At 64.9% G+C, this 26,003-nt stretch carries 27 protein-coding genes; 15 read left to right on the top strand and 12 right to left on the bottom strand.

The window, feature by feature from the left end; translation table 11 throughout:
* Positions 1-54: 54 nt before the first annotated feature.
* From P4826_RS03360 to P4826_RS03375, 4 genes are all read right to left on the bottom strand, one after another.
* Entirely contained in the window at positions 55-483 is a 429-nt protein-coding gene (locus P4826_RS03360; protein ID WP_317702546.1) for a DUF1810 domain-containing protein, read from the bottom strand.
* A gap of 28 nt (positions 484-511) precedes the next feature.
* Entirely contained in the window at positions 512-1,444 is a 933-nt protein-coding gene (locus P4826_RS03365; protein WP_317702547.1) for a DMT family transporter, read from the bottom strand.
* Entirely contained in the window at positions 1,441-1,986 is a 546-nt protein-coding gene (locus P4826_RS03370) for a methylated-DNA--[protein]-cysteine S-methyltransferase (RefSeq protein WP_317702548.1), read from the bottom strand. Before P4826_RS03370 ends, P4826_RS03365 begins: the two co-directional genes overlap by 4 nt.
* A 77-nt stretch (positions 1,987-2,063) precedes the next feature.
* On the bottom strand, positions 2,064-3,569 hold the full coding sequence (locus P4826_RS03375) for a DNA-3-methyladenine glycosylase 2 family protein (protein WP_317702549.1): 1,506 nt from the start codon (positions 3,567-3,569) through the stop codon (positions 2,064-2,066).
* 121 nt (positions 3,570-3,690) lie between these two features.
* Here P4826_RS03375 and P4826_RS03380 point away from each other — a divergent pair, with 121 nt between their 5' ends.
* From P4826_RS03380 to P4826_RS03390, 3 genes are all read left to right on the top strand, one after another.
* Positions 3,691-5,079, top strand: a complete 1,389-nt coding sequence (locus P4826_RS03380; protein ID WP_317702550.1) for a phosphomannomutase/phosphoglucomutase — start codon at positions 3,691-3,693, stop codon at positions 5,077-5,079.
* Between the two features lie 26 nt (positions 5,080-5,105).
* Complete coding sequence (locus P4826_RS03385; RefSeq protein WP_317702551.1) at positions 5,106-6,428, top strand: 3-deoxy-D-manno-octulosonic acid transferase; 1,323 nt, start codon at positions 5,106-5,108, stop codon at positions 6,426-6,428.
* Positions 6,429-6,568: 140 nt separating this feature from the next.
* Positions 6,569-9,274 carry a bifunctional acetate--CoA ligase family protein/GNAT family N-acetyltransferase gene (locus tag P4826_RS03390; RefSeq protein WP_317702552.1) on the top strand — a complete coding sequence of 902 codons (2,706 nt, stop codon included), beginning with the start codon at positions 6,569-6,571 and terminating at the stop codon, positions 9,272-9,274.
* 64 nt (positions 9,275-9,338) lie between these two features.
* Here P4826_RS03390 and P4826_RS03395 read toward each other — a convergent pair whose 3' ends face one another.
* From P4826_RS03395 to P4826_RS03410, 4 genes are all read right to left on the bottom strand, one after another.
* Positions 9,339-10,655, bottom strand: a complete 1,317-nt coding sequence (locus tag P4826_RS03395; RefSeq protein ID WP_317702553.1) for a TolC family outer membrane protein — start codon at positions 10,653-10,655, stop codon at positions 9,339-9,341.
* Between the two features lie 96 nt (positions 10,656-10,751).
* Positions 10,752-11,090, bottom strand: coding sequence for a rhodanese-like domain-containing protein (locus P4826_RS03400; protein WP_317702554.1), 339 nt, complete (start codon positions 11,088-11,090; stop codon positions 10,752-10,754).
* 23 nt (positions 11,091-11,113) lie between these two features.
* A complete protein-coding gene (locus tag P4826_RS03405) occupies positions 11,114-11,824 on the bottom strand; it encodes a protein-L-isoaspartate O-methyltransferase family protein (RefSeq protein WP_317702555.1) in 711 nt (236 codons plus the stop codon).
* A 46-nt stretch (positions 11,825-11,870) separates the two neighbouring features.
* Entirely contained in the window at positions 11,871-12,533 is a 663-nt protein-coding gene (locus P4826_RS03410; protein ID WP_317702556.1) for a TetR/AcrR family transcriptional regulator, read from the bottom strand.
* Positions 12,534-12,649: 116 nt separating this feature from the next.
* Between P4826_RS03410 and msrA the strand changes: the two genes are divergently transcribed.
* Both msrA and chrA read left to right on the top strand, forming a co-directional pair.
* Positions 12,650-13,198 (top strand): peptide-methionine (S)-S-oxide reductase MsrA, encoded by a 549-nt coding sequence (msrA, locus tag P4826_RS03415; protein WP_317702557.1) that lies wholly within the window; start codon positions 12,650-12,652, stop codon positions 13,196-13,198.
* Between the two features lie 65 nt (positions 13,199-13,263).
* Entirely contained in the window at positions 13,264-14,484 is a 1,221-nt protein-coding gene (chrA, locus tag P4826_RS03420) for a chromate efflux transporter (protein ID WP_317702558.1), read from the top strand.
* A 6-nt stretch (positions 14,485-14,490) separates the two neighbouring features.
* Here chrA and pdxH read toward each other — a convergent pair whose 3' ends face one another.
* Positions 14,491-15,144, bottom strand: coding sequence for a pyridoxamine 5'-phosphate oxidase (gene pdxH / locus P4826_RS03425; protein ID WP_317702559.1), 654 nt, complete (start codon positions 15,142-15,144; stop codon positions 14,491-14,493).
* 20 nt (positions 15,145-15,164) lie between these two features.
* Positions 15,165-15,758, bottom strand: a complete 594-nt coding sequence (locus tag P4826_RS03430) for a gamma-glutamylcyclotransferase (RefSeq protein ID WP_317702560.1) — start codon at positions 15,756-15,758, stop codon at positions 15,165-15,167.
* A 62-nt stretch (positions 15,759-15,820) separates the two neighbouring features.
* On the opposite strand from P4826_RS03430, the gene P4826_RS03435 reads away from it, so the two are divergent.
* Positions 15,821-16,351, top strand: coding sequence for an OmpA family protein (locus P4826_RS03435; protein ID WP_317702561.1), 531 nt, complete (start codon positions 15,821-15,823; stop codon positions 16,349-16,351).
* A 64-nt stretch (positions 16,352-16,415) separates the two neighbouring features.
* Here the strand turns inward: P4826_RS03435 and gloA are convergent, their stop codons facing one another.
* Positions 16,416-16,829 (bottom strand): lactoylglutathione lyase, encoded by a 414-nt coding sequence (gloA, locus tag P4826_RS03440; RefSeq protein WP_317702562.1) that lies wholly within the window; start codon positions 16,827-16,829, stop codon positions 16,416-16,418.
* 130 nt (positions 16,830-16,959) lie between these two features.
* Here gloA and P4826_RS03445 point away from each other — a divergent pair, with 130 nt between their 5' ends.
* The 9 genes from P4826_RS03445 to P4826_RS03485 all read left to right on the top strand — a co-directional run bounded on the left by P4826_RS03445 (position 16,960) and on the right by P4826_RS03485 (position 25,632).
* Entirely contained in the window at positions 16,960-17,910 is a 951-nt protein-coding gene (locus P4826_RS03445) for a ParA family protein (protein ID WP_123676746.1), read from the top strand.
* 14 nt (positions 17,911-17,924) lie between these two features.
* Positions 17,925-19,763 (top strand): ParB N-terminal domain-containing protein, encoded by a 1,839-nt coding sequence (locus P4826_RS03450; protein WP_317702563.1) that lies wholly within the window; start codon positions 17,925-17,927, stop codon positions 19,761-19,763.
* Between the two features lie 32 nt (positions 19,764-19,795).
* Entirely contained in the window at positions 19,796-20,386 is a 591-nt protein-coding gene (locus P4826_RS03455) for an STY4526/YPO1902 family pathogenicity island replication protein (RefSeq protein ID WP_317702564.1), read from the top strand.
* A 19-nt stretch (positions 20,387-20,405) separates the two neighbouring features.
* Positions 20,406-20,948 carry a hypothetical protein gene (locus P4826_RS03460; RefSeq protein ID WP_123676608.1) on the top strand — a complete coding sequence of 181 codons (543 nt, stop codon included), beginning with the start codon at positions 20,406-20,408 and terminating at the stop codon, positions 20,946-20,948.
* Between the two features lie 77 nt (positions 20,949-21,025).
* Entirely contained in the window at positions 21,026-22,765 is a 1,740-nt protein-coding gene (locus P4826_RS03465; protein ID WP_317702565.1) for a hypothetical protein, read from the top strand.
* Positions 22,766-22,871: 106 nt separating this feature from the next.
* Positions 22,872-23,351, top strand: a complete 480-nt coding sequence (locus P4826_RS03470) for a hypothetical protein (RefSeq protein WP_123676612.1) — start codon at positions 22,872-22,874, stop codon at positions 23,349-23,351.
* Between the two features lie 69 nt (positions 23,352-23,420).
* Entirely contained in the window at positions 23,421-24,560 is a 1,140-nt protein-coding gene (locus P4826_RS03475) for a PFL_4669 family integrating conjugative element protein (protein ID WP_123676613.1), read from the top strand.
* Between the two features lie 272 nt (positions 24,561-24,832).
* The gene (locus tag P4826_RS03480) at positions 24,833-25,156 is read left to right on the top strand and encodes a hypothetical protein (protein ID WP_148061014.1); all 324 of its coding nucleotides are present in this window, start codon (positions 24,833-24,835) and stop codon (positions 25,154-25,156) included.
* An 80-nt stretch (positions 25,157-25,236) separates the two neighbouring features.
* On the top strand, positions 25,237-25,632 hold the full coding sequence (locus P4826_RS03485) for a single-stranded DNA-binding protein (RefSeq protein WP_123676615.1): 396 nt from the start codon (positions 25,237-25,239) through the stop codon (positions 25,630-25,632).
* Here the strand turns inward: P4826_RS03485 and P4826_RS19705 are convergent.
* A complete protein-coding gene (locus tag P4826_RS19705; protein ID WP_162844558.1) occupies positions 25,589-25,684 on the bottom strand; it encodes a sortase B protein-sorting domain-containing protein in 96 nt (31 codons plus the stop codon). The two genes, P4826_RS03485 and P4826_RS19705, sit on opposite strands and share 44 nt — an antisense overlap.
* Positions 25,685-26,003 lie beyond the last annotated feature (319 nt).

The raw sequence follows: 26,003 nt of genomic DNA on the forward strand, positions 1-26,003 counted from the left end.
TTTTATAGCTCCTGCCGCCCGTTGTATGGGCGCCAGGGGCTTTTTTCTTGCCTATCAGTTCTGCTGCAGCAAGGCCAGGGTCTGGGCGTCTGGTAGGCCGGCAAAGAAACGCTGCAACGCCTCGTGGAACACCGGCTGTCCCCCGGCCGCCACAAACAGCGTCAGGCAGGAGCGGAACTTGATGGCGTCGATCTCGCCCAGAATGCCGGCCGCCGGTAGGCCCGTGTGCGCCAGCATGGCCTGCACGCATTCGACCAGCCGGGCGCCCAGCAGCGGGTGCTCAAGATAGGCCCGCGCCTCGTCCAGGCCGGCCATGCCATAGGCCTGCGCCATGGCACTGAAACCCAGACCCCGCAGCTGCGGAAAGATGTACCAGACCCAATGCGTGCGCTTGCGCCCGGCCCACAGCTCGGCCAGGGCCGGGGCATAGGCCTGTTCCTGGGCGGCGATGAAGCGTTGCAGGTCGAAGGGATCGGATGGCATGGCATACCCCCTTTATCCGGTAGGCGGACTACGCGCCAGCCTTGGCGCGCCACAGGCCAGTCACCAGGCCGGTGGACAGCATGGTGCCGCAGACGATCACCACGCCGCAGCCCAGCATCCACGGCGTGACCGTCTCGCCCAGGAAGAGCGCGCCGTACAGCACCGCGAACACCGGCGCCAGAAAGGTCACGGCCAGGGCCCGGCTGGGCCCGGCGTGGTTGATGATGCGAAAGTACAAAATGAAGGCAATGCCCGTGCACAGCACCGCCAGCCCGGCGACGGCGGCCCAGGCGCGCAGGCCGGGTGTCTGCGCCGGCCAGGCCCACCACATGGGCAGGGCCAGGCCCAGGGCCGCGCCCAGCTGGCTGCCGGTGGCAGTGGCCAGCGGCGGAATGCCCTGCAGGTAGCGCCGCGCAAAGCTGGCCGCCACGGCGTAGCAGGTGGAGGCCAGCAGGCAGGCGCCAATCGCCCAGCCCGCCTGGCCGCTCTTGAGCCCCACGCCCGCAGGCGCGCGCCAGGCCAGCAGGGCCACGCCCACCAAGCCCAGCGCCAGGCCCAGCCAGCGCAGGCGGTTAATGCGGTCGCCCAGCCAGAGCCAGGCCACCAGGGCGCCAAACAGCGGCACGGCGGCGTTGAGGATGGAGGCCAGGCCGGTGGCGATGTGCATCACGGCCCAGGCAAACAGCGCGAATGGAATCGCCGAGTTGATCAGCCCGCACAGCAGCACCGGCCGCCAGTGGCGCCGCAGCTGCGGCCATTCGCCCCGGTGCAGCAATATGGGCCACAGGAACAGCGTGGCCAGCAGCACGCGCAGCCCGGCCGTGGGCAGCGCCCCGAACTCGGCCGCGCCCAGGCGCATGAACAGGAACGAGGCGCCCCACAGGCTGGCCAACAGAATGAATTCGCCCAGCCAGGCGTGGTGTGGCACGGCCGCGCCGGCGGACAGGGGTGTGCTGCTCATGCGAAGGCGGGCAGGGGTTGCGATGGGAAGATGCTGGGCGGCGCCCCTTCCAGCCGCAGCAGCGCCTGCTTGCGCGCCAGGCCGCCGGCATAGCCGGTCAGCGCACCGCCCGCGCCCAGCACGCGGTGGCAGGGCACGACGATGCTGATCGGGTTGCGCCCCACGGCCGCGCCCACGGCGCGCACGGCGGTCGGGCTGCCCAGGGCCCGCGCCAGTGCGCCGTAGCTGGTCGTGGCGCCGCTTGGAATGGCCAGCAGCGCGCGCCACACGGCCTGCTGGAACGGCGTGCCGCCGGACAGATCCAGCGGCAGGTCGAACGCCTGGCGCGTGCCGGCCAGGTATTGCGCGAGTTGCCGGGCCGCCGCGCGCAGCACGGGGTGGGTGTCGTCGCCGGACCAGGCGCCGGGCCCATCGAGTTGCGCGGGCAGGTGGCGCTGGCCGTCAAACCACAGGCCGACCAGGCCGCGCGTGCCGGCGGCCAGGCTCACCACACCCAGGTCGGTGCGGATACGGCTTTGTACGGTATCGGAGGGGAATTGCATGATGAACCTCGATTAGAAGCGAAAAAGACCGATGGCGCTTGTGGGACATGCGCAAACAGCTATTTATTTGATAGCTACTACACCAGACTGCTCCAGGCGCGTATCACGCCATAGCCGCGCCAGGGGCGCCAGGCCTGGGCGGCATCGACGGCCGCGCGCGCCGGCTGGGCCTGGTCCCGCACGCCCAGGGCCTTGTGCAGCGCCACGTCGCCGGCCGGAAAGGCGTCGGGCCAGCGCAGGGCGCGCAGGGCGATGTACTGGGCCGTCCAGTCGCCGATGCCGGGCAGCTGGCGCAGGGCGGCCAGGGTGGCTTCCACATCGGCGCTGGCCGACAGATCGAGCTGGCCGCCATCGACGGCACGCGCCAGCGCCACGATGGCGGCCTGGCGCTGGCGCACGATGCCCAGTTGGCCGAGTGCATCGCCATCGGCCGCAGCCAATACGGCGGGCGTGGGAAACAGCCTGTCGAGCCCCGGCCAGGGTGTGTCAACGGGCGCGCCAAACTGCCGCACCAGGCGCTCGGCCAGGGTGCGTGCCGCAGCCACCGTGATCTGCTGGCCCAGCACCGCGCGTACCGCCAGCTCGAAGCCGTCCAGCGTGCCCGGCACGCGCAGGCCGTCGCCGCTGGGGAAGAAGGGGTGCAGCACGGCGTTGATGGCCGCCGGGTCGGCGTCCAGGTCGAGCAGGGCGCGCACGCGGGCAATCACCTGGGGCAGCGCGGGCAGCAGGCCGTCGCTCACGCGCAGCAGCAGCTGGGGGCGGGTGTCGTCAAAGCGGGCCTCCAGCCAGCCCGTATGCACGCCGGCGCCGCCCGCCAGCCGCAGCGTGCGGCGCAGGGTGCTGCCCTCGACCTCCTCCAGGCCGTGAATGCGCCGCGCCGCAAAAAAGTCGAGCAGCGCCGCCACGTCCAGCGGCGGCCGGTAGCCCAGGTGCACGGGGTGGCCGCCGTTTTGCTGCGCCGTGCCCTCGCGCCGCAGCTGGGTGGGGTTGAGGCCGTAGTGCGCGCCAAACGCCGCATTGAAGCGCCGCAGGCTGGCAAAGCCGCTGGCCAGCGCCACCTGGGTCACGGGCAACGGCGTGTCGGTCAGCAGCTGCTTGGCCGTCAGCAGCCGCCGCGTCTGCAGGTATTGCAGCGGCGAGATGCCTAAAGCGGCCTCGAAGATGCGGCGCAGGTGCCGGTCGCTGATGCCTAAGCGCGCCGCCAGCCGTGCCACCAGGGCGCCGCCCTCGGGTTCGGCCCAGGCCTCGGGCGCATCCAGCAGCCGCAGCGCCTGGCGCAGCAGGATGGCGCCCGCGTCCTGCAGCGTCCAGGGCGCGGACTGCGGCGCCAGCTCGGGCCGGCAGCGCAGGCAGGGGCGAAAACCGGCGCTCTCGGCCTGGGCGGCCAGGGCGAAGAAGCGGCAGTTCTCGCGCCGCGGCGTGCGCACGGCGCAGACCGGGCGGCAGTAGATGCCGGTGGAGGTCACGCCGGTGAAGAAGCGCCCGTCAAAGCGCGCGTCGCGGGCCTTCAGGGCCAGGTAGCGGGCCTCGTCCTCGTCGGCAGCGGCGGCCGGCGGGGCAGGGGAGTGCGGGGCGGTGGACATGGGGCCATGATAGGCCGCACCGAGGCGCGCACTCGCCGTTTTCGGACATGCGCCTGGGGCGCTGTCTAGCCGGGACGGGCACCTACAATCCAGGCTTTGTTCACTTTCGACAGGTCACTCCGTGCAACTCTCCCCCGCCATCTTCAAGGCCTACGACATCCGCGGCATCGTGCCCGCCAGCCTCGATGAGGAAGTGGCCCGCGCCCTGGGCCGGGCCTTTGGCACGGCGGCATTGCAGCAGGGCGAGCGCGTCGTGGCCGTGGGGCGCGATGGGCGGCTGTCGGGGCCGGCGCTCTCGGGTGCCTTGATCCAGGGCCTGGTGGATGTGGGCATCGAGGTCATCGACGTGGGCCTGTGCACCACGCCCATGCTGTACTTTGCCGCCAGCACGCTGTGCGCGAGCGGCATCCAGGTCACGGGCAGCCACAACCCCAAGGACTACAACGGCTTCAAGATGGTGCTGGCCGGCCGCGCCATCCATGGCGAGGAGATCCAGCAGCTGCGCCGCAGCATGGAGGCCGCGAGCTGGCAGCCGCAGGACGGCGGCAGCGTGCGCCAGGCAGACGTACTGCCAGCCTACACAGAGCGCATCGTGGGCGACGTGAAGCTGGCGCGGCCCATGAAGATCGTGGTCGACAGCGGCAACGGCATCGCCGGCGCCTCGGCGCCGGGCATCTTCCGCGCCCTGGGCTGCGAGGTGGTGGAGCTGTTCTCCGAGGTGGATGGCAACTTTCCCAACCACCACCCCGACCCGAGCAAGCCCGAAAACCTGCGCGACGTGATCGCCGCCCTGCAAGCCACCGACGCCGAGCTGGGCCTGGCCTTTGACGGCGACGGCGACCGCCTCGGCATCGTCACCAAGGACGGCCAGAACATCTTCCCCGATCGCCAGATGATGCTGTTCGCCCAGGACGTGCTCTCGCGCGTGCCCGGCGCGCCGATTCTGTTCGACGTGAAATGCACCCAACGCCTGGCGCCAGCCATTAGTGCGGCGGGCGGCGAGCCCGTCATGTACAAGACCGGCCACTCGCTGATCAAGGCGCGCATGAAGGAGCTGGCCGCCCCACTGGGCGGCGAGATGAGCGGCCACATCTTCTTCAAGGAGCGTTGGTACGGCTTTGACGACGGCACCTACGCCGGCTGCCGCCTGCTGGAGATCCTGAGCCGCAGCGCCGACCCCAGCAGCGTGCTCAACGCCTTGCCCACCAGCCACAGCACGCCCGAGCTGAACGTGGCCTGCGCCGAGGGCGAGCCGCACCGCCTGACCGCCGAGCTGCAGGCCCTGGCGACAGGCACCTTTGCCGCGCCCGCCGCCATCAGCACCATAGACGGCCTGCGCGTGGACTGGCCCGACGGCTTTGGCCTGATCCGCGCCAGCAACACCACGCCGGTGCTGGTGCTGCGCTTTGAGGGCCACACCGATGCGGCGCTCCAGCGCATCGAGGGCGAGATGCTGGCGCTCTTGGCGCGCGTCAAGCCTGGCGCCCAGGTCGGCGGCGCGGCCCACTGAGCCCGGCGCCACCCACTGCGGCGCCCATGCAGACCATCGCCCTGTGGCTGTACAGCCTGGCCCTGTGGCTGGCCCAGCCGCTGCTCAGACGCAAGCTGCGCCGGCGCGCCGTGAACGAGCCCGGCTACGCCGTCGCCGTGCCCGAGCGCTTTGGCCGCTACGCGCAGCCGGTGGCGGCGCCGGCGCCGGGCGGGCCGCTGGTGTGGATCCACGCCGTGTCTCTGGGCGAGACGCGCGCCGCCGCCATCCTGCTCAAAGAGTTGCGCATAGAGCTGCCCGGCATGCGCCTGCTGCTGACGCACGGCACGGCCACGGGTCGGGCCGAGGGCGAAAAACTGCTGCAGCCCGGCGACCTGCAGGTCTGGCAGCCCTGGGATACGCGCGGTGCCGTGCGGCGCTTTCTGCGCCAGTTCCGCCCGGCCATCGGCATCCTGATGGAGACGGAGATCTGGCCCAACCTGGTGGCCGGCTGCCGGCGCGAGCGGGTGCCGCTGGTGCTGGCGAATGCGCGCCTGAATGAAAAATCACGCGCCGGCGCGCAGCGCCTGGCCTGGCTGTCGCGCCCGGCCTATGCCGCGCTGTCGGCGGTCTGGGCCCAGACCGAGGAGGACGCGGCGCGCCTGCGCAGCGTGGGCGCGCCCGTTACCGGGGTATTCGGCAACCTCAAATTTGATGTTGAGCCCTCGGCCACGCAGCTGGCGCAGGGACGCGGCTGGCGCCAGGCCAGTCTGCACCCCGTGGTGCTGCTGGCCAGCTCGCGCGAGGGCGAGGAGGCGATGTGGCTGGATGTTTTAAAGCAAAAACAGGCTCTAGCGCCCACAGGACAAGCGCCAACAGCTATAAATAACGAAGCATCATCACCCGTCCAGTGGCTGGTCGTACCCCGCCACCCCCAGCGCTTTGATGAGGTACAGCAACTGCTGGAGGCCGCCGGCCTGCGCGTGTCGCGGCGCAGCCAATGGAGCGAGGCGCCACAGAACGCCGATGTCTGGCTGGGCGACTCGCTGGGCGAGATGGCGCTGTACTACGGCATGGCCCATGTGGCGCTGCTGGGCGGCAGCTTTGCGCCGCTGGGCGGGCAGAACCTGATCGAGGCGGCAGCCTGCGGCTGCCCCGTGGTCATGGGCCCGCACACCTTCAACTTTGCCCAGGCGGCCGATCTGGCCATGGCCGCCGGCGCCGCCCAGCGCGTGAGCGACATGGCCGCCGGCATTGCCGCCGCCTGCGCCCTGGCCGCGGATGGCCCGCGCCAGGCACAGCTGGCCCAGCGCTGCCAGAGCTTTACCCAGACCCACCGTGGCGCCGCCCAGGCCACGGCTCGGGCGGTGGTGCGGCTGCTGGCGGCGTGAGCCTGTTGCCCTGCCGGCCGCGTCGGTGCAGTCCGCAGCATTGCATACCATCGTCACAGTTACATTCAAGCAACAATTTCCACATACGGACACGTACGTATTTACGGGTTATCCCTAGACCGTAGAAAATCGCAACCATCATGATGGAAAAGCACTACCTCACTTCCCTGTTCACCCCCGGCTCGGTCATCGTGCTGGCTGGTGACCCCGACGCCCCGGAGTCACAAACTCCCCAGGCGCGCGCATTGCTCGACGGGCTGAAGGCGCAGAAATTCACCGGCACGTTACAGTTTTTTGACATCAACACCAGTGGCACCCTGGCCGATCTGGCGCAGATTCGCGCCGACCTGGCCATCATCGTCCAGCCCAACAAGGACTTGCCGGCGGCGCTGGAGATCGCCGGCCGCATGAACTGCCGCGCTGCCCTGGTGCTGTCCAATGGCGTGGACGCCGAGCTGGCAGGGCAGCTGCACAAGATTGCCCGGCGCGAGGGCATGCACCTGCTGGGCCCCAACTCGCTGGGCATACAGCGCCCATCGCTGCAGCTCAACGCCAGCGCCGCGGGACCGCTGGCGCAGGAGGGATCTCTGGCACTGGTGTGTCAGTCGGGCGCGCTCACCTCGTCCATCCTGGACTGGGCCAGCAACAACGGCGTGGGCTTTTCCAGCGTGATCTCTCTGGGCCCGTACACCGACATGGGCCTGAGCGAGGCGCTGGACTTTCTGGCCAACGACGCGCGCACGCAAAGCATCGTGGTCTACATGGAAGGCATACAGGACGCACGCCGCTTTGTGAGCGCCATGCGCTCGGCTTCGCATGCCAAGCCGGTGGTGGTGCTGAAAGCCGGGCGCAAGCCGGCGGGCAACAAGGCCGCGCAGACGCACAGCGGTGCCATCGTCGGCAGCGACGATGTCTTTGACGCCGTGCTGCGCCGCGCCGGCGCGGTGCGCGTGCGCTCCTTCGTGGCGCTGTTTTCGGCCGCCAAATGCCTGGCATCGCGCTACCGGCCCGTGGGCAAGCGCCTGGCCATCGTCACCAACGGCGGCGGCCCCGGCGTGCTGGCCGCCGACTGGGAGAACGAAATCGGCCTCGACCTGGGCCTGCTCTCGCCAGAATCCAGCGCCAGCCTGGCGCCGCAGCTGCCGGCCCTGGCCTCGCTCGGCGGGCTCATCGACCTGTCCGAGGACGCCACGCCCCAGCATTACGCCCGGGCGCTGCAGACCGCGTTCTCGGATCGGCAGATCGACGGCGTGTTAGCCATCTTCTCGCCCAAACCCGGCGCCGACGCCGAGGGCGCGGCCCAGGCCCTGGCCGACGCCAAGCGGCTGGCACCCAAGCCGCTGCTCAGCTGCTGGATGGGCGACGCCACCGTGGTGCCGGCGCGCAAGATTCTGCGCAGCGCGCAAATCCCCACCTTCCGCACGCCCGAGGCGGCCGTGGGCGCCTTTGGCAACATCGCCTCGTTCTACCAAAACCAGCAGCTGCTGCAGCAAACGCCTCCGTCACTGACCACGCTGGCCAAGCCCGACATCGATGGCGCGCGCCTGGTCATCGAAAGCGTGCTGGCCGAGCGCCGCAACGTGCTCACCGAGATGGAGTCCAAGACGCTGCTGGCCGCCTTCCACATCCCGGTCACCAAGACGCTGCTGGCACGCAATGCCCACGAGGCCATGATGATCGCCACGCAACTGGGCTTCCCGGTGGCGCTGAAGATCCACTCGCGCGACATCGCGCACAAATCCGACGTGGGCGGCGTGGTACTCAACCTGCAAAGCGGCGCCGCCGTGCGCGACGCCTACAACGACATGGTGCAGCGGGTGGCGCGCCTGCAGCCCGATGCGCGCATCGATGGCGTCACCGTGCAGCAAATGGCGCGTGCGCGCCGTGGGCGCGAGATCTGCATCGGCCTGGTGAGCGACGACCCGTTTGGCCCGGTAATCACCTTTGGCGCAGGCGGCACCATGATCGAGCTCATCAACGACCGCGCCATGGAGCTGCCGCCGTTGAACCAGTTTCTGGCGCGCAGCCTGATCGGCCGTGCACGCGTGGCCGAAACCCTGGGCGAATGGCGTGTTGCCTCCGCCGTGGACATGCAGGCGCTGGAGCAGGTGCTGCTGCGCGTCTCAGAAATGGTCTGCGCGCTGCCCCAACTGCGCGAGATGGACATCAACCCGCTGATCGTGGACGAGCAGGGCGCCGTGGCCGTGGATGCGCGCATCGCCCTGCATGAATCGGCCCACGCCAGCGGTCGCCCCGAAAGCGCCGGCGCCGGCCATTACAACCACCTGTCGATACACCCCTACCCGGCGCGCTACGAGCAAATCTGGCCGCTGCGCGGCGGTGGCGAATGCCTGGTGCGCCCGATCCGCCCGGACGACGCGCAAATGGTGCAGCGCCTGGTCAAGGAGCTGTCGCCCGAGAGCCGCTACTTCCGCTTTGTCTCGCAGATCGCCGAGCTGCCGCCGTCCATGCTGTCGCGCTTCACCCTGATCGACTACGACCGCGAAATGGCCCTGGTGGCCGTGCAGCGCGAACGCATCGTGGACGAAGAGGGCGAGGTCAGCCACAAGGATCGCATCGTCGGCGTGTCACGCTATGTCACCAACCCGGATCACAGCAGCTGTGAGTTTGCCCTGCTGGTGGCCGACGACTTCGCCGGCAAGGGTCTGGGCTCGCGCCTGATGCACAGCATCATGGAAGTCGCCCGCGACCGCGGCCTGGCCGAGATCCAGGGCCTGGTGCTGGCCAACAACCCCACCATGCTCAAACTCATGCGCAGACTGGGCTTCGAGGTGCGGGCCTTTGAGGAGGATCCGGAATTCAAGCTGGTGGTGCACCAGCTGTAAGTCCTCGGTTGCTTTTGAAAATATAGCACTTTGCGCTTGTCTGGTAAGCGCAGAGTGCTGAAAACTATCGCATCAGCAACGCATCCACCGCCGTTACGTCATCCATCGTCAGCGTGCCCGCCACCTGCTTCAGGCGCAGCGTGCCGACCAGTACGTTGTAGCGCGCGGCGGCCAGGTCGCGCTTGGTCTGGTAGAGCTGGCTTTGGGCGTTGAGCACGTCGATGTTGATGCGCACCCCGACCTGGTAGCCGAGCTTGTTGGCGTCCAGCGCGCTTTGGCTGGAGGCCTCGGCAGCCCGCAGCGCGGCAACCTGGCTCAGGCCCGATTGCACGCCGAAGAAGGCGGCACGCGCGGCCTGGGCTACGTTGCGGCGCGCGTTGTCCAGGTCGGCGCGGGCCTTGTCTTCGAGTGACAGGGTTTCCTTGATGCGGTTTTGCACGGCAAAGCCGGCAAACAGCGGCAGGTTCAACGCCACGCCCACGGTGGCAGCGTCGGTGCGCGAATGCACGCCCGGCATGCTGATGCTGCCGTTGGGTGTGCGTTGTACGTTGTAGCCTGCCTGCAGGTCGACGGTGGGCAGGTGGCCGGTTTTGGCCTTGGCGGTTTCCAGCTTGGCCATGTCCAGCGCAATCAGGGCCTGGCGTACCTGGGGTTGGCGCTCCTCGGCGCTGCGCACCCAGTTGCTGACGTCATCGGGCTGCACGGCCGGCAACTGCGCGGACTGAGCCAGGGGCAGGGGGGTGGCGCCGGTGCGCCCAACCAGCTGGTCGAGTGCCAGGCGCTTCACATGCAGGTCATTGCTGGCGGCGATTTCCTGGGCGGTGACCAGGTCATGCCGGGCCTGCGCCTCGCGCTCGTCGGTGACGGTGGTGGTGCCGACCTGGAAGTTGCGCTTGGCCGCGGCAAGCTGTTCCGCCACAGCGGTCTTTTGTGCGCGCACGAAGGTCAGCGTGTCGCCTGCGGCCAGCACGTCAAAGTAGGCTTGGGTGACGCGAATCAGCAGATCCTGCTCGGCGCCTTCGAGCTGCGCCTGGGCAAAGTCCGTGCCGCGCTGGCCCTGCTCAAAGGCGATGCGGTTGGCCGGGCGGTACAGGGGCTGCGTCGCCTGCACTCCCAGCGTTTGCGACGGGCCATTGACATTCACGTCGGACAGACGAGCGCGTGACATGTCGGTGCGCGAATAATTCGCGCCACCGGTCAGCGCAGCACTGGGCAGCAGGCCGGCACGGGCCTGTTCGGCACGGCTGCCCGCGGCCTGCAGTTGCGCCCGTGCGGCCTGCCATGCCGCGTCGTAGCCGCGAGCATGCTCGATCAATGCCGACAGGCTTTGCGCCTGCGCGGGGGGTGCCGCGGCAACGCAAAGGGCGTAGACGGCACTCATGCGAAGGGTGGAGGAGAAAACCCGCTGCAATGCTTTCATGGCGTTGAAATGGATGGCTGGGGCAGATTGGGGGTGCGGCCTGTGAGGGGCCGCAAGTCAGTAATGCGGCACGGCCGAATCGCGCTCATGCGACCAGGCGTCTATGCCCCCGGTGATGTTGGCCACCTGGTCAAAGCCGTTTTGCATCAGAAAGGCAGCCACCCGCAGGCTGCGCATGCCGTGGTGGCACAGGCAGGCGGTGGGGCGGTTGGGGTCAAGTTCGGTCAGCCGCATCGGCAGCTGACCCATGGGGATGGCCACGAGTTCGAAGCCCTGGGCCGCCACGCTGGCGGTCTGCAGCTCCCAGGGCTCGCGCACGTCCAGCACCAACGGATGTCCGGCCTCATGCCTGAGGAGCCAATCGGCCAGCTGGGCGGGACGGACATGGTCAATCATGCAAGGCCGGTCGGGTGCAGCGTTCAGAACTTGAAGGAAGAGGGCTCGGCGAAGTGGCGCAGGCGCGGCACGACCACGTCCCAGGGCTGGCTGGTCTCGAAGCGCTCGCCCTGGCGGCGCACGATGGTGGCACGCATCATCGGCTCTTGCCCCACATAAGCGCCCAGGCGGCCACCGTCGCGCAGCAGCGCCAGCAGCTTCTGCGGCACCTCGGCCACCGAGCCGCTGAGCACGATGACGTCGAACGGGCCGTCGGGAATGGGGTCGCGTGCGCCGTCGGCCTGGCGCACGTCGGCGTTGTCCACACCGGCGCTACGCAGGTTCTCGCGCGCAAACTCGGCCAGGTCAGGGTCGATCTCCAGCGTCACCACGCGCTCGGCGCAGGCGGCCAGCAGGGCGGCCATGTAGCCCGAGCCGGCGCCTATCTCCAGCACACGGTCGGTGGGCTGAACTTGCAGGTCTTGCAGCATGCGCGCATCCACGCGCGGCGCGAGCATGACCTGTCCCAGACGTGCGGCTTCTTGCGCGTCGGGGTTGAGCGGGATTTCGGTGTCGATGAAGGCCAGGCCCTGGTAGCTGGGCGGCACAAAGTCTTCGCGGCGCACGCGTGACAGCAGCTCGAGCACTCCGGCATCGAGCACGTTCCACGGCCGGATCTGCTGCTCCACCATGTTGTAGCGGGCCTGCTCGACAGGGTCGTGAATGTCGATGGACGTGTTCAGAGGCAAGTTCATGGAGTACTCCGGAAGGCGGTCACTGTGATCGGATAAACCTACGATTTTAGGCCGAGCGCACGCACAGACCCTGCAAAACATTGTCGGCCTGCAGGCGTATGTATTCCTGTGGTGAAAAACGCTCGGCGTTGGGAATGCACAACGCCGGCGTCGACTGCGAGAACATGAGAAACATGAGCGGCGCCAGCACCAGGTACACGGCGTGCTCCAGATCCAGCGCGCGCAGCTCACCGCGATCCATGCCACGCTGCAACACACGGCGGATCAACTGGTGGCCAGGCTCGACCACCTCGTGGCGGTAGAACTCGGCGATTTCGGGGAAATTGTTCGCCTCGCTGAGCATGAGCTTGCCCAGGCCCGAGGCCTTGGTGGAGCCTATGCGTTCCCACCAGGTTTCAAAGCAGTACCGCACCAGATCCTGGCTTGTGCCCACATAGGATTCAAGCTCCAGATCCCATTCGGCAAAGCGCCCGGCAATGTTCTGGCGCACCACGGCCTTGAACAGCTCTTGTTTGCTCGGGAAGTACAGAAACAGCGTGCCCTTGGAGACACCGGCGCGCGCCGCCACTTCTTCGACCCGGGTGGCGGCGTAGCCCTTGTCCACGAACAAATCTAGCGCGGCATCCAGCAGCTCACCCGGCCTGGCGTCCTTGCGACGGCCTCGCTTGGGGATTGCTGATGTGGGGATGCAGGGCAGGGCGGCGCTCATGGAGTTACTGACTTTCGGGTTAGTAATGTAACAACCCTCCGTTGTTTGCGTCAACGTGCATCCTGATCATCAAGCATATGGCGGTGTTTCTATGATGCGATTTTCAGGAGCACCATATGTCGTCAATTCTGCAAAGCATCACCCTGGCTGGCGGTTGTTTCTGGTGCACCGAGGCTGTATTCAAGCGTGTGCGCGGCGTGACCGAGGTGCAAAGCGGCTATGCCAATGGCGATGTGGCAGATCCAAGCTACGAGCAGGTGTGCAGTGGTCACACGGGCCATGCCGAGGCGGTGCGCGTCACGTTTGACCCGGCCGAGATCGGCTTGCGCGACATACTGCAGATCTTTTTTGCCACCCACGACCCCACCACGCCAAACCGCCAGGGCAATGATGTGGGCACGCAGTACCGCAGCGGCATCTACTACAGCGACCCCACGCACGAGCAGATTGCCGCGGTGCTGCTGCACCAGTTGCAGCAGGAGCAGGCTTTCGGCGCCCCCATCGTCACCGAGCTGCAGCCATTGGTGAACTTCTGGCCGGCCGAGAGCTATCACCAGGACTTCTATGAGCGCAATCCGAATCAGGGTTACTGCAACTTTGTCGTGGCGCCCAAGGTGAGCAAGTTCCGCAAGACGTTTGCACGCCATCTCAAGCCAGACGCCTGAAGTTTTGCAGTATCGTCGCCGGCTTTCAGCCGGCAGCTCGCCTGCTGCTTCGAAATGCCCTCCGCATGCAACCCGCCTCCCTGCCTCAAAGCCATGCCCCTGCAGCCAACGCCTGGCAGGTGTTTCTGATCTTTCTGCGCCTGGGCCTGACATCATTTGGCGGGCCTGTGGCGCACCTGGCCTATTTCCGTACGGAGTTCGTGGCGCGCCGGCGCTGGCTGAGTGAAAGCGACTATGCCGATCTGGTGGCCCTGTGCCAGCTTTTGCCCGGCCCGGCGAGCAGCCAGGTGGGCATGGCGCTGGGCCTGCGTCAGGGCGGCTTCGCCGGGGCCTTGGCAGCCTGGCTGGGCTTTGCCTTGCCCTCTGCATTGGTCATGGCACTGCTGGGCCTGGGCCTCATTGCAACCCCCGGACTGGTGCCCGCAGGCGTGCTGCATGGTCTGAAGGTGGCCGCCGTAGCGGTGGTGGCGCAAGCCGTGTGGCGCATGGGTGGCAGCCTGTGCCGTGGACCAGCCCGGTTGTTGTTGATGGGTTTGACCTGCGCCCTGACCCTGGCGATACCTGGCATGGCAGGGCAACTGGGCGCCATGATGATTGCGGCACTGGCCGGCCTGGGCCTGTGGGGCAGGGCGGGCGTTGCGCCTGAGCAGCCTGCCCATGAAGCGCCTGGCCCTGGCCCGTGGGCAGTCAGGGGGGCTACCCTGTTGATTCTGTTTGCCGCCATGCTGGTATTGCTGCCGCTGGCCGCACGCGCCTGGCCACAGGCATGGCTGCTGCTCGCCGACGCCTTCTTTCGTTCCGGCGCCCTGGTGTTTGGCGGTGGTCATGTGGTGCTGCCGCTGCTGCAGGCCGAGGTGGTCAGCACCGGCTGGGTGGCGCAGGACGACTTTCTGGCTGGCTACGGCCTGGCGCAGGCCATGCCCGGGCCGTTGTTCACATTCGCCGCGTTCCTGGGTGCAGCGGCAGGCCATGGCGCGGGTGGCTGGCTGTGGGCGGCAGTGTGCTTGTTGGCCATATTCCTGCCATCTTTTTTGCTGGTTATGGGGGTGTCTCCATTCTGGGAATCGCTGCGCCGGCACGCGCCGCTGCGGGCGGCGCTGTCGGGCGTGAATGCGGCGGTGGTCGGCCTGTTGCTGGCCTCGCTCTACAACCCCGTCTGGACGAGTGCCATCCAGGGTCCAGCGGATATTTTCCTGGCGCTGGCGGTGTTTGCCGAGCTCATGTGGGGGCGCATGCCAGTCTGGCTGGTGGTGCCCCTGTGTGGCGTGATGGGGTTGTGGTTGTAGCCGGGGTCAGGGCGCCAGGCGCTCGCGCACCCAAGCACCGCCGTCAAGCCGGTAGCGCAGCCGGTCGTGCAGGCGGCTTTTTCGGCCCTGCCAGAACTCCCACTGATCCGGCTTCAGGCGGTAGCCGCCCCAATGCGGCGGCCGAGGGGGTTTGAGCAGAAACTGCGCGCCGTACCTGGCTGCATTTGTCACCAACACGCTGCGGCCGGCAATCACCTGACTTTGTGGGCTGGCCCAGGCGCCAATGCGCGAATCCAGCGGGCGGCTGTGGAAATACTGATCACTTTCCTCGTCGCTCACGCGCTCGACAATGCCCTCGATGCGCACCACGCGCTCCAGTTCCACCCAGTGGAATTGCAGCGCCGCATAGGGGTTGCCCGCCAGCTGGCGGCCCTTGCGGCTGTCGTAATTGGTGTACCAGACGATGCCTTGCGCGTCATAGCCCTTGATGAGCACGATGCGCGTACTCGGGCGCAGGTCGCTGCTGACGGTGGCCACGGTCATGGCGTTGGGCTCGTTCACCTGCGCGTTGACTGCCTCGTGCAGCCATTGGTCGAACTGCTGCAGCGGGTCGGCAAGGGAGGCGTCTTCGCTGAGTTCGGCGCGCTCGTAGCTCTTGCGCAGGTCAGCGATGGAAGAGGAGAGGGTGCTTTTGCTCATGGGCTCGATTGTGCCCTTGCTCAATCGTGCGATTTGGAGAGCGCAACGATGCGTGCCAGCGCCCGATCGTATATGCCCAAACGCAGCAGTTCGGTGTGCGTGGCCTCTGCATAGTCACGCGTGCTGCCGTAGATGCCGCTGGCCTGCGCGAAGATGCGGCGGTACTCGTCGTCGGCCAATATGCCCGTATAGCTGGGACTGCTGCGCGGCAACGTGAACGCCAGCGCGCGCACCATGCCATCGGATGTCTGGCAGTCGAGCCAGCGCGGGTCGTACACCCCGAGCACCATCTCACGCTGCCACAGGTTGACCATGACCTGGCGCGCATGGGTCTGTTGCACGCGAAAGGCCATGCCGCGGCAACTGCCCCCGGGCAGCATGCCGAACACCAGGCCGGGACATTCGGGCGTGCCGCGGTTCAAGCGGCTCCACATCTTCAGCGCGCGGTGCCAGCCATGCACCTTGGCGGCGCGGCGCTCGACAAAGTCAAAGTCCGGGCGCCAGATCAGCGAGCCATAGCCAAACACCCATAGGTCGCAGCGCCCGCCCCATTCAATCAGCGCGCGTTCGAGCATTGGGGCGGGGTCGCGCAAGGGTGCAGGAAGCGGAGGCATGGCGAGACTTTACAATTAGCAGGTTTTGTCCAACGAACCCATTATTCACGGGAGTCTTCATCATGTCCTTCAGCAGCTCCGACGACGATAGCCAGCAACGCTTCGCACTCGGTTTCCTCTTCGCCTTGATCGCCCTGGTGGTATCCACCATTTTGGGTGTGGTGGTCTTCAAGCGTGGCATTGCCCATGCCCCCAAGGCACCGGCCGCGGCCGTGGTCAATGCAGGCGGTGCAGCGGGTGCCGGCGTGGTGATTGAGGATGTGGCTTCGGTGGTGGTCGAAGGCGGCGTGGTGAAGTTCTACTTTGCCACTGGCAAGGCCGACCTGGCGATTGGCGCCAACGAGGCCCTGGCCGAGGTGGTCAAGGGCGTGGTCGAAGGTGGCAAGATGGCCGTGGTTTCGGGTTTTCATGACGCGACCGGCGATGCTGCACTCAACGCCGAGCTGGCCAAGCAGCGCGCCCTGGCCGTGCGCGAGGCCCTCAAGGTTCTGGGCGTGGCTGAAGACAAGGTGGAGCTGAAGAAGCCCGAAGTCACGCAAGGCAGCGGCAGCAACGCCGAGGCGCGCCGCGTCGAAGTCGTACTGGCCCCTTGAATCCGCGCTGTCTTGAGCGAGAAGCCCGGCATTGCCGGGCTTTTTTGCTGATGCGCCGTGACTTTTAGCGCAGGCCACCGCCAGCCGCTTCGCTGGCGCGCTGGATGAGTTCGATCTTGTAGCCGTCGGGGTCGGTGACGAAGGCAATCACCGTGGTGCCGCCCATGACAGGCCCGGCCTCGCGAGTCACATTCCCGCCAGCAGCCTTGATCTTTTCGCAGGCCGCATAGGCATCAGGTACGCCCAGCGCGATGTGGCCGTAGGCCGTCCCCATGTCGTAGCTTTCGACGCCCCAGTTGTAGGTCAGCTCGATCTCGGCCTGGTCGGGGTTGCCGCCATCGAATCCCAGGAAGGCCAGCGAGTATTTGTACTCAGGGTTCTCGGACATGCGCAGCAACTGCATGCCCAGTACCTGGGTGTAGAAGTCGATCGAGCGCTGGAGGTTGCCGACGCGCAGCATGGTGTGGAGGATTCTCATGCGGCGATCTTATCACACCAAATAATATACGATGTATATTCTCAATAATAAATATTGAGAATAACGCTTGTGATTGTAAGTCATTTTGCCCTTCTGAATTGTGGTTTATCCACAGTTCAGCGAGGTCGATATGTTTACATTTGGAGTGGTAGCCACCAAGGGTGGGGTCGGCAAAACCACAGTAGCAGCCAATCTCGGCGGCCTCTTGGCCGACATTGGTTACCGCGTCTTGCTCATTGACGCCGATGTACAGCCATCGCTATCACGCTACTTCGTCGTCTCGAAGGAGGCCGAGCATGGCCTGACCAAGATGGTCATGGATGGCTCTCTGACGCCCGAATGCATCAGCCAGATTGAGCTCCCTCCTGAATCCTTCTCAGGCGACCATGACCTGCTCAACAAACAGGGCGGGTTCCTGCATCTCGTGCGCTCGGACACCCGCGATGGACGCCTCCAGGACTGGCTGAGTAATCGTCTTGATCGCCTCGTGCGTATCCGCATGGCTATCAAAAATACCTCGCTCGCAGATAGCTACGACGTAGCGATTATCGACACGCAAGGTGCTGTGGGGCACCTTCAGGATGCAGCAGTTAATGCATCCGATCTGCTGATCACTCCGGCCTCGCCGGATATTATCAGCGCCCGTGAATTCGTAGATGGGACGCTTACCCTATTAGATCGCCACGAATCGTCGGCGAATATGGGATTTACCGTTCCGGCGATGCGTGCGATTATCAATCGGGCAGAAAAAACCGTCGATAGCCGATCCATGGCTGGTCTCATCCGCGACCAATTCATGACGTTGCGCGGCCGAGTGACAGTGCTCAATACTGTGGTGACGGCTGCTGTGGCCTACAAGAAGGCTGCAACCTCCCAGGTGCCCGTGCATTGGATCGATCCGGTCAAGGCTGGCGACACTATGCACGCGTTGCTGTGGGAGCTGTTGCCACACCTTGAGGGCACGTTTGCCCCAAATCACCGAAAAGAGATCGACCCCTCTCTGGTGGTGCCTAAAGCCGATCCGGCACCGGAGACGGGTGCCGATGGTGAGCACACCAGTGCTGGCACAGACGATGAGTGAGGGGAGCATGAGCCATGACCCCCTCCAGAACCCCTGAAACGCTGACCGCCGTACAGCGGGCACAGCGCTTGAACCTCCACCCGCCGCCCGCGTTGGCTGAATCCGATGCAGGCCACGCGCACGCGTACCAAGACAAGAACCCCATGGTAGTGAAACCAAGCAAGCAAGAGCGAAAGATCATGGAGCAGGCGCGCAAGTCCTTGCCGCCCCTGAGTGGCCCGCGCGCCAGTGCGACCGCCAACCTAGACCCTCGCAGCGATGCCGAGTTGTCGTTTTCTATCCTTCCTGTCTCGGAAATCGTGGCCTATGGCCACAACCCGCGCCAGGGACAGAACCCGCGATATGACGAGCTCAAGGCCAGCATCAAGGCCGACGGCATCACCAACATCCTCACCGTCACACGGCGCAGTGTGGATGACAAGTACACGCCCTATGGCGGAGGAAACACGCGCCTGCAGATTGCCAAAGAACTGTTTGCCGAAGGCGATCAGCGCTTCGCGCAGCTGCGCGTCATCGTCAAGGAGTGGCCCGGCGACGCCCAGGTGATCACCGCGCACCTTGTAGAAAACGAGCTGCGCGCAGACATCACCTTCTGGGAAAAAGCCCGGGGCGTGCATCAGTTCCGTATCGAACTCGAACGCGAGCAGCAAAAACCACTCACCGCTGGTGAGCTCAACCGTGAACTGCGGGCGCGCGGGCTCAATTACGGCGTCAAGACGATCCAGAACTTCACCTTCGCGACCGAAGAGCTGGCTCCGGTCGGGCCTTGGCTCAAATCCACCCAGGTCAATGAAGTCACGCGGCCCAAGGTGTCGGCACTGCTCGAACTTGGCGCCAAGCTGGGGCAGGGCAAGGCCATGCGGGAACAGCTTCAGGTAGTCATGCACCAGTACGGCGACGCTCTGCGCCTGCGTGCCAAGAGCAACGAAGACCTGGAAGCAGCCGAGCGTCTGCCGGTGGAACTCGACGATGCGGCGCTGCTGGCCGACCTGCAGTTGGCTGCAGTACAGGAGTTGGGCCTTGCCGGACGCCCGCAGCTGGAGGCCGCTCTCTCCGCCATGGAGGCCGATCCCAAGTTGTCGCGCGACGATCTTCGTGCCGTTGGGCAACGTCCTGTTGCTGTGGCCCCGCCTCCACAACGGCTGACCTTTGCACCAGAGAATACCGACCCGTCGGAGCCATTCACGCCCCGGGCAGACCCAGAGTCAGCGGCGCAACCATCGGCACCCGATGGGATCCAGCAAGCTCCGCTACCCGGAATGCTGGCAGGCATATCCGCCCAGGCACAGCCGGGCAGGGTCAAGGCTGGAACGCATGCAGCCCAGCATGCAGTGGCCACTGACCCCTTGAGCGAGGCGTTCAAGGGTATCCGCGACCTGCTTGGTGAGATCAACGCAGACGTTCCCCTGAGCGACGTGCTGTGCAACCTGCCTCTTGCGCCGTTCGGCTTCATGGTCGATTTCCCGCCGCAAGACATGGCGCACATCAACGGTGAGCCTGTCCGCTCCGATCTGGTACCGCTGCGCGCCGCGGTCTGGAAGCTACTGGCCGCGCTGTCCTACCAGTACGACCGACGCATTCCGGGCGCGATTCCACCCCAGCATGTCACCGAAACGATCTGGACAACGACCTACACCAATGGTCGTCAGGCCTTTGAACACGCCTGTGCGCAGAAGGCCGGTATGCCTGTCTCGGGGAACTATTACCAGATGGGCATGGACGAGCTGGGTCTTGTGCTGGCCGCGCCCAAGCTGGGCTACAGCGTGATCAAGCTGTTGGCCGCGATGGAGCAGATGCGCCTGAAGTTTCCCGATCGCATGCCTGTGGGATTCCAGCCGCTGTTCGATACCTGAACCTGAAGAAGAAACCAGAACCGGGAGAAACCATGCTGCAGATCACCGACCCTACCCTCAAACGCATGCTGCTCGATCAGATCGTGGCCCGCATTGACGCCGGCGGCATCGACGATCTGTTGCAGGCCGGGTTCAGCCCAGAGTTTCTGGATCGCATGCGGCATAGGCCTGCGCGCGATTTGATCAAGGCATCCGAAGTGCCAGCAATCGAGTTCCGGGTCACGATCAAGGAGCGCGCCATCACCGAATACTTCGCTCGCCTGGACATGATGCGCCGCGACGCCCAGATGTGCGAATACTTCATCCGCCACGGTGCCGCCGTTCAGGTGGTCTGCATGCTTTGGAAAATCTCTGCCGAAGAGGTGCGTAGCCTGCGCGCTCAGCTGCTGCCCCCCGATCAGCCGTTAGGACGCAATCGCATGCCGGCGCCCGCAGTGCGCGACCAGATCCACGCCCGCTGGGCTGAACTTGAGGCGGACGATCCCCGGGGATCGCTGCGCGACAGGCTGTATCGCCTGCATCAGTCCTTTCCTGACTGTCGCATCGACTCGCTGTGCCGAACCATCGACGAGTTTTCTGCCGAGCCGTCATGGCCTGTGACCGATTTTGGAACCCTCTCTTGAACGCCATCGGAGCCGCACCATGACCAAGCTCGCTCTGCTCAGCCGCAACCGCGTTTCCCGTCGCCAGAAGCGCATCAACGACCCCGAGCAAACACCGCGATCCGGCCTGCAGGTCGGCGAATTGCGGCGACTGCCCAACGTCCTCGGACAGGCTGCGCTCCTGGAATGGCTGGGACAGGCGCCCATCAGCTTCAACCGGGCCTATGTGGGCCTGGCGGGCGGCGTGCTGCAAGCCCTGTGGCTGTCGGCCGCAATGGAGCGCGTCTCCAACGCCAAGGCTCATGAGTTCGAGGTCAATGGCGATTTTGTCTTTTCCATGTCTGAGGCGGAATGCGAAGCTGCCATCGGATTGATCCGCTCGCAGCAGCACAAATGTCGGCGTGACCTGGTTGCATCAGGTCTGATCAGCGTGAACAGTCTGCCGCCTGCACCCCCCGTTTACCGTCTGCACCTCGACTGCCTGGCGCGCAAACTGCTGGCGCAGTCCGCGCCTTTGGCCGAGCACCTGGCTGCATATGAGCCACTGCCAGAGTTGCCTGCGGCATGGGAACGCCAAGCCTGAGACGGAGCCATATCGTGGCCTATCCCGTGCTCGCACCATCAACCACGGCAAGTCCAATGGCTTGCCCACGGCCCTCTATGGAGCCATTTGTAGATGAAGGCGCCGCCCTGCAGCACCTGGGTCAAGGCGGTTTCATTCAGTTCCATCTAGCCCTGGCTGAACAACTAGGTTTCAAGGCGGCATTGTTCCTCGGGCATGCCCTGTACTGGAGCCGCCATCTCGGCAAGAAGGAACCGCAACGTGGTGGCTGGTTCTTCATGACCGCGCGTCAATGGGAGGATGCCACGGGCCTGACAGCGAGGGAGCAGGCCAGCGTGCGTGAGCTGCTGCTGCAAAACCATCTGCTGTTGGAGCGTGTCGCCGGCAGGCCTGCCCGCCTGCACTACCGGGTCGATCTCGCCAGGCTGGCCCAGTGGAGCGGCTTGCAAGCCCACGCTGATGGGGCGCCAGCAATCACCTGGGAAGCGTTCGCACCCTGGCTGAAAACCTCGATCAGCTTCTACCGGCCCCTGGCCCGCATCAGCGGGTCAGTCGCCAGCGGCCTGCTGCTGTCCTATCTCTTGCGCCAGCAACGCGCAGCAGTGCGCTCCGGTGAAGCCACCTTCGAAGGATATTTCCGACTGTCGCACGAGGATGCACGCATCGCCCTGTGTCTTGGCACCAAGACCCAGCGCAATGCGCGTGAACGCCTCAAGGCGCTGGGCTTCCTGCAAGAACGAGCTGGCGGCCTGTGTCATGTGAATCTGCATGCGCTCCAGGATGCCATTGGGCATGTCGAGAAGCTCCCGCAGCCTGCCCGACTGCATGCGGTCGCCAGGCCGCCGGCCGCAGTGGCACCTTCCGCCGAAGGCCTGGCCGACGCGGTGCGCTGGCTGGCAGAAGCCGATCGACGCCCAACGACTGATCCCGTGTTGTATGAGCATCGTGTTCAGGATCAGCTACAGCTGGATCTTTTTGGGCGCTGGCTGACCGACACACCGCAGGGGCAGCAGACCACGCACGTCGTGACACGCATGTTCGGCAATACAAGCGCGAGCCCGGTGCCCGTCGGTAGCTTACATCCCGCGAATCAAAACCATGGAAACTTGTCGGAAATAAGGTGTCAACCTTCTGCCCTTTTGTCGAACCATGAATCCAATGACCATACGACAAAAGGGCAAGCACCTGCCGTTTTGTCGAATCATGGTTGCCGTTTTGTCGAATCTACCTCGCCCTTTTGTCAAACCCATATACAACAACATAACAATCAACCTACAACGACTACCGCGTGCGCCCGCGAGGATGCCTCGGGGTTCGACAAAACGGCAAGTCGTCGTCGGATTTCTGAAACCTCCCCATCCGAAGCCCGGTCGGCGCAACAGGTATCGCCCACCGCACCCCTGCCAGCAGCACCTGTAGAACTCGGCAGCCTGACTCTGCCGAAGGCGTTGGGCCAGGAATGGCACGAGGGCGTGCGCCGCACCCTGGCCACTGCACCTGCGGCCATTCACCAGGCCTTGCTGGATGAGCTGGAGGGCCAGCTCGGCCTGCAGGGCAAGACCATCCACAACCCTCCCGGCTACCTGCACGCGCTGATCCGTCGCCATGCCAGCGGCACGCTGGATCTGGCGATGGCGGACAAGGTGGCGGCCGACAGATCCCAGCGAGCACACCATGAGCAGGTCATGCGCAAGGCAAGGCAGGAAACGGAACAGCCTCGACCTACAGCAGTCACCCAGGAGGCGCAAGAAACTCAACCTTCGCCAACCGTGGTTGAGGCGCGCCGCAAGCTGCTGACCCTGCGTCGCGAGATTGCGGGGAAGGGGAGGGCGGCATGAGCGCGATACGCAATTCGATGAACCGGGACAGTTTGTCCCACGTGGTAAGCCTTACCACGTGGGACGTTTTGTCCCGGCTAGTCAATATTTAGCAAAGGAGACAGCAATGGATAGCAAGCAACTTTTCACGGAGCTGGTTCACCGCCTTCAACGCTACGACGATTCCATGGTTCTGCATGCGGTGATTCAGCAGCAGGCAGACGTTACCGAACTTCGAACCTCTGCAACTCGGATCGCCTTGGACTTTCTTGGGAATCGCGTTCAGAAGAAGCAGGTACAGCGTGCGTTGGATCGACTGACTGACATGGGCCTTCTGCAAGTCCAAGCGCACCCCAACTACCGCACCCACATCACGGTGGATCGTGAAGCGGTGCAGGCATTGCTTCGCACCCCGGTGAGCGACTACCTGCCAGGCCTGAATAGCGACAGCTTTCCGTTTTTGGATGACCTGAATGCCAGGAGGAAGGCCGAGAGCGGCGTGCTGCCGGCCGGCTGGGGCTGGCCTTCACCGACGTTATCTGAACCCAGGAAGGACGATTCCGTTGAGGCCAAGCCCGAGCCACCTGCACCAATCAAGCATCACTGATTCGCCTGGATCAGCGTTCGTCCCATTGCCCATGCCCCGCTGTCACAACCGAAATCTACCCTCATCACCATGGCCACCACTCGCAACAAGTCACCCAAGAATGCCGCAGCGTCAGCTCCCACCAGCCAGGAAGCTGCCGCAATGCCGAGCATTCCTGCGCCCGTAGGATTCGCCTTCGCCACCGAGCCCAATTCACCGTTTTCTGATGGCTACAGCATCGCCAAGGAGGAAGCGGCTCTGGCCGAGTACATGGCCGGGCCAATGAGTGAGACCGATCCCTTGTATGACAGGTACATCGAGCTGGAAGATCGCAAGGATCGGCTGGAACGGCGCAAGGTGGAGTTCGACGGCCGCAAGGGTGCTGAGTCGGTGGTGACGCGTCAGGAAGCCAGGGCCATTGACGCCCTGGGGGCACTGGTCGATGAGGAGGTCGATCAGATGACGATCCACACCAAGGAGGCCTATCGGATGTTCATGGGCCGCACGCGCGAGCCTGGCAAGGAAGCGGCCCCCATCATCGGCGGGCGGCGCGTGGCTGCGGCCTTGCGTGGGCTGTGGGTTCTGACGGGCTACGACAACCCGTATGCCGATTGGGCCTTGCTGCGCCATGAGCAGACCATCGACGAGATTTGCAAGCGCCTGCGGCGCGAAACCAAGGAAGCTGAATCACTTCTTGCCGATCTCAAGAAGAAGGGCTTGAGCTTCTCGATTCTGCAGTCCGCCGAACCCAAGGTGCTCAACCTAGGTTACCGCTCTCCGTATGGCTATGCGATTTCCACGCTGATCGTGGAGTTCGACTATTTCGTGCGCCTGCAAAAGACCCTGGCCCGCAAGACGCTGCGCTCGGATGACCAGGCACGCCAGGCGATTTCTGAACTGACGCGGTTCATTCGTCGGGTGTTCAATGAGACGGCGCGGTTTGATCGATGGCTCACCCGTGAGGAAGTCAAGGCCCTGTCTCGCAGTGACTTCATCCCGGAATCTGGGGCAGAAGCGCAGAAGCGGGTGGAGTTTGCATCAGAAGTATTCGGTATCGTTCCCAGCGAGGTCTTCACCGGCAAGCTGCATCCGCGCCACTCGCGTCGCCGCACGGGGGATCTAACGGCAGCAGAGCGTCACTTGCTACAGACCCTGGGAGCGCACCTGGACGATATAGCCCAGGGTGGGTCAGGCGCAGGGGCGGATCAATCTGATGCAGGGCTGGTGTGAGGCAAATGTGAGGAAGCTGCGGCAGGGCCGGCATGGTGTGTGTGAAAGGGCTTTTGTGTTGAAAGGGTTGGTGATGGAAAGGGTTGGTGATGGAAAGGGATGAATTCAACGGGCGGGCACCTGGCCGTGATGTCAACTTCCATGGTCGCCCTGCCGCAATGCAGGAAAGTGAGACGTGTCAAGAACGGGTTGACGCAAAGGCCCTTACGGGTAGGGGCACCCGCCCCGAGCTGCGCCAACTGGAGGCAGAGCTTGACAGGCTGGAGCAGCACATGGATGAGCTGATCGAGGCGAGCAAGCGGGTGCATGGCGGACACATCTACCTGGCACGCCATCTGCGGGCTTCAACTGGCTACACGTTTCTGCGCTGGCGCGAGGCCGGTGGCTCCAAGCGGCACCTGTCCTGGGAGCTGGCGCAGCAGATGTATTCGGCGTACCAGCAGCGCACCCGTAGCTGGTACGCGCAGCTCTCCGAGCAGGCGATGAAGGCCAACGATGAACATGTGCGCCTGCGCAAGGAGATCAGGATGATCAGGCGCCGATTGATCAGGAGTGAGCGTGCCGTGTATGCGAAGGCCATTCCGGGATCGAAATGAACTGAGGCATGGATACCCTGGTCTTGTGGCACTGGTGCAGCTGCTGGGCCTTCCTTGAACCGCACCACGAGGAATAAGTGATGCAGAACCTTTTCATTGGCAAGGGCAACCTCGGCGATTCGCCAAAGTTGAAGCATGTTGCCGGCAGGAGCGGCGATTTCACGGTGGCGTCGATGCGTGTCATGTTCGGACGCTATGGCCAGACCGAGGATGGTGGGGTAGAGCAGGTGGGTGGTTTCTGGCGTGAGGTCGAGATTTACGGCGCAAAGGCCGAGGCCTGTGCCAAGCATCTGCGCAAGGGTGCTCGAGTGCTGGTCATCGGTGAGGAACGAGAGTTCACTGCCACGGATGACGATGGCAATGAGGTGCAGGTGATCAAGGTGGTGGCCGAGGATGTGGCGCTTCAACTGTCGCGGATTGAATCCATCACGTTCACGCCATCACGCGCACGGGAAACAGAAGCGGCCGAGGTTTGATATTCCATTGAGCAAATAACCCCATGCGTGAAGCGTCGCCAGTTTTACCCAATGGAGGTTGTCGTGAATATAGCGCATCAATCCGAAAAGACGGAGTGTTTATTCAAGCTCATTGCACTGGAGCCCGAAACACTCGAAAATCTTACTCGCGCCACGGGCTGGAGGCACAAAGAAACCCAAGATATATTACTTAGGCTCATTGCCGATAGTCGAATTACCTGCAGAAATACTAATGGAGGGCGATTTTACACGGTCAAGCAGCGCTCCCCTTTAACAAGTAGCAACCGGATGCAGGGGGCGGAAAGCGTTCTGGCTACGCCCGCAAAGTGTGCCAACGCTCAAGAATATCGCGTGCCAAGGTCATGAGCAGC

Source organism: Diaphorobacter limosus, from assembly GCF_033100095.1.
Lineage (GTDB): Bacteria > Pseudomonadota > Gammaproteobacteria > Burkholderiales > Burkholderiaceae_C > Alicycliphilus > Alicycliphilus limosus.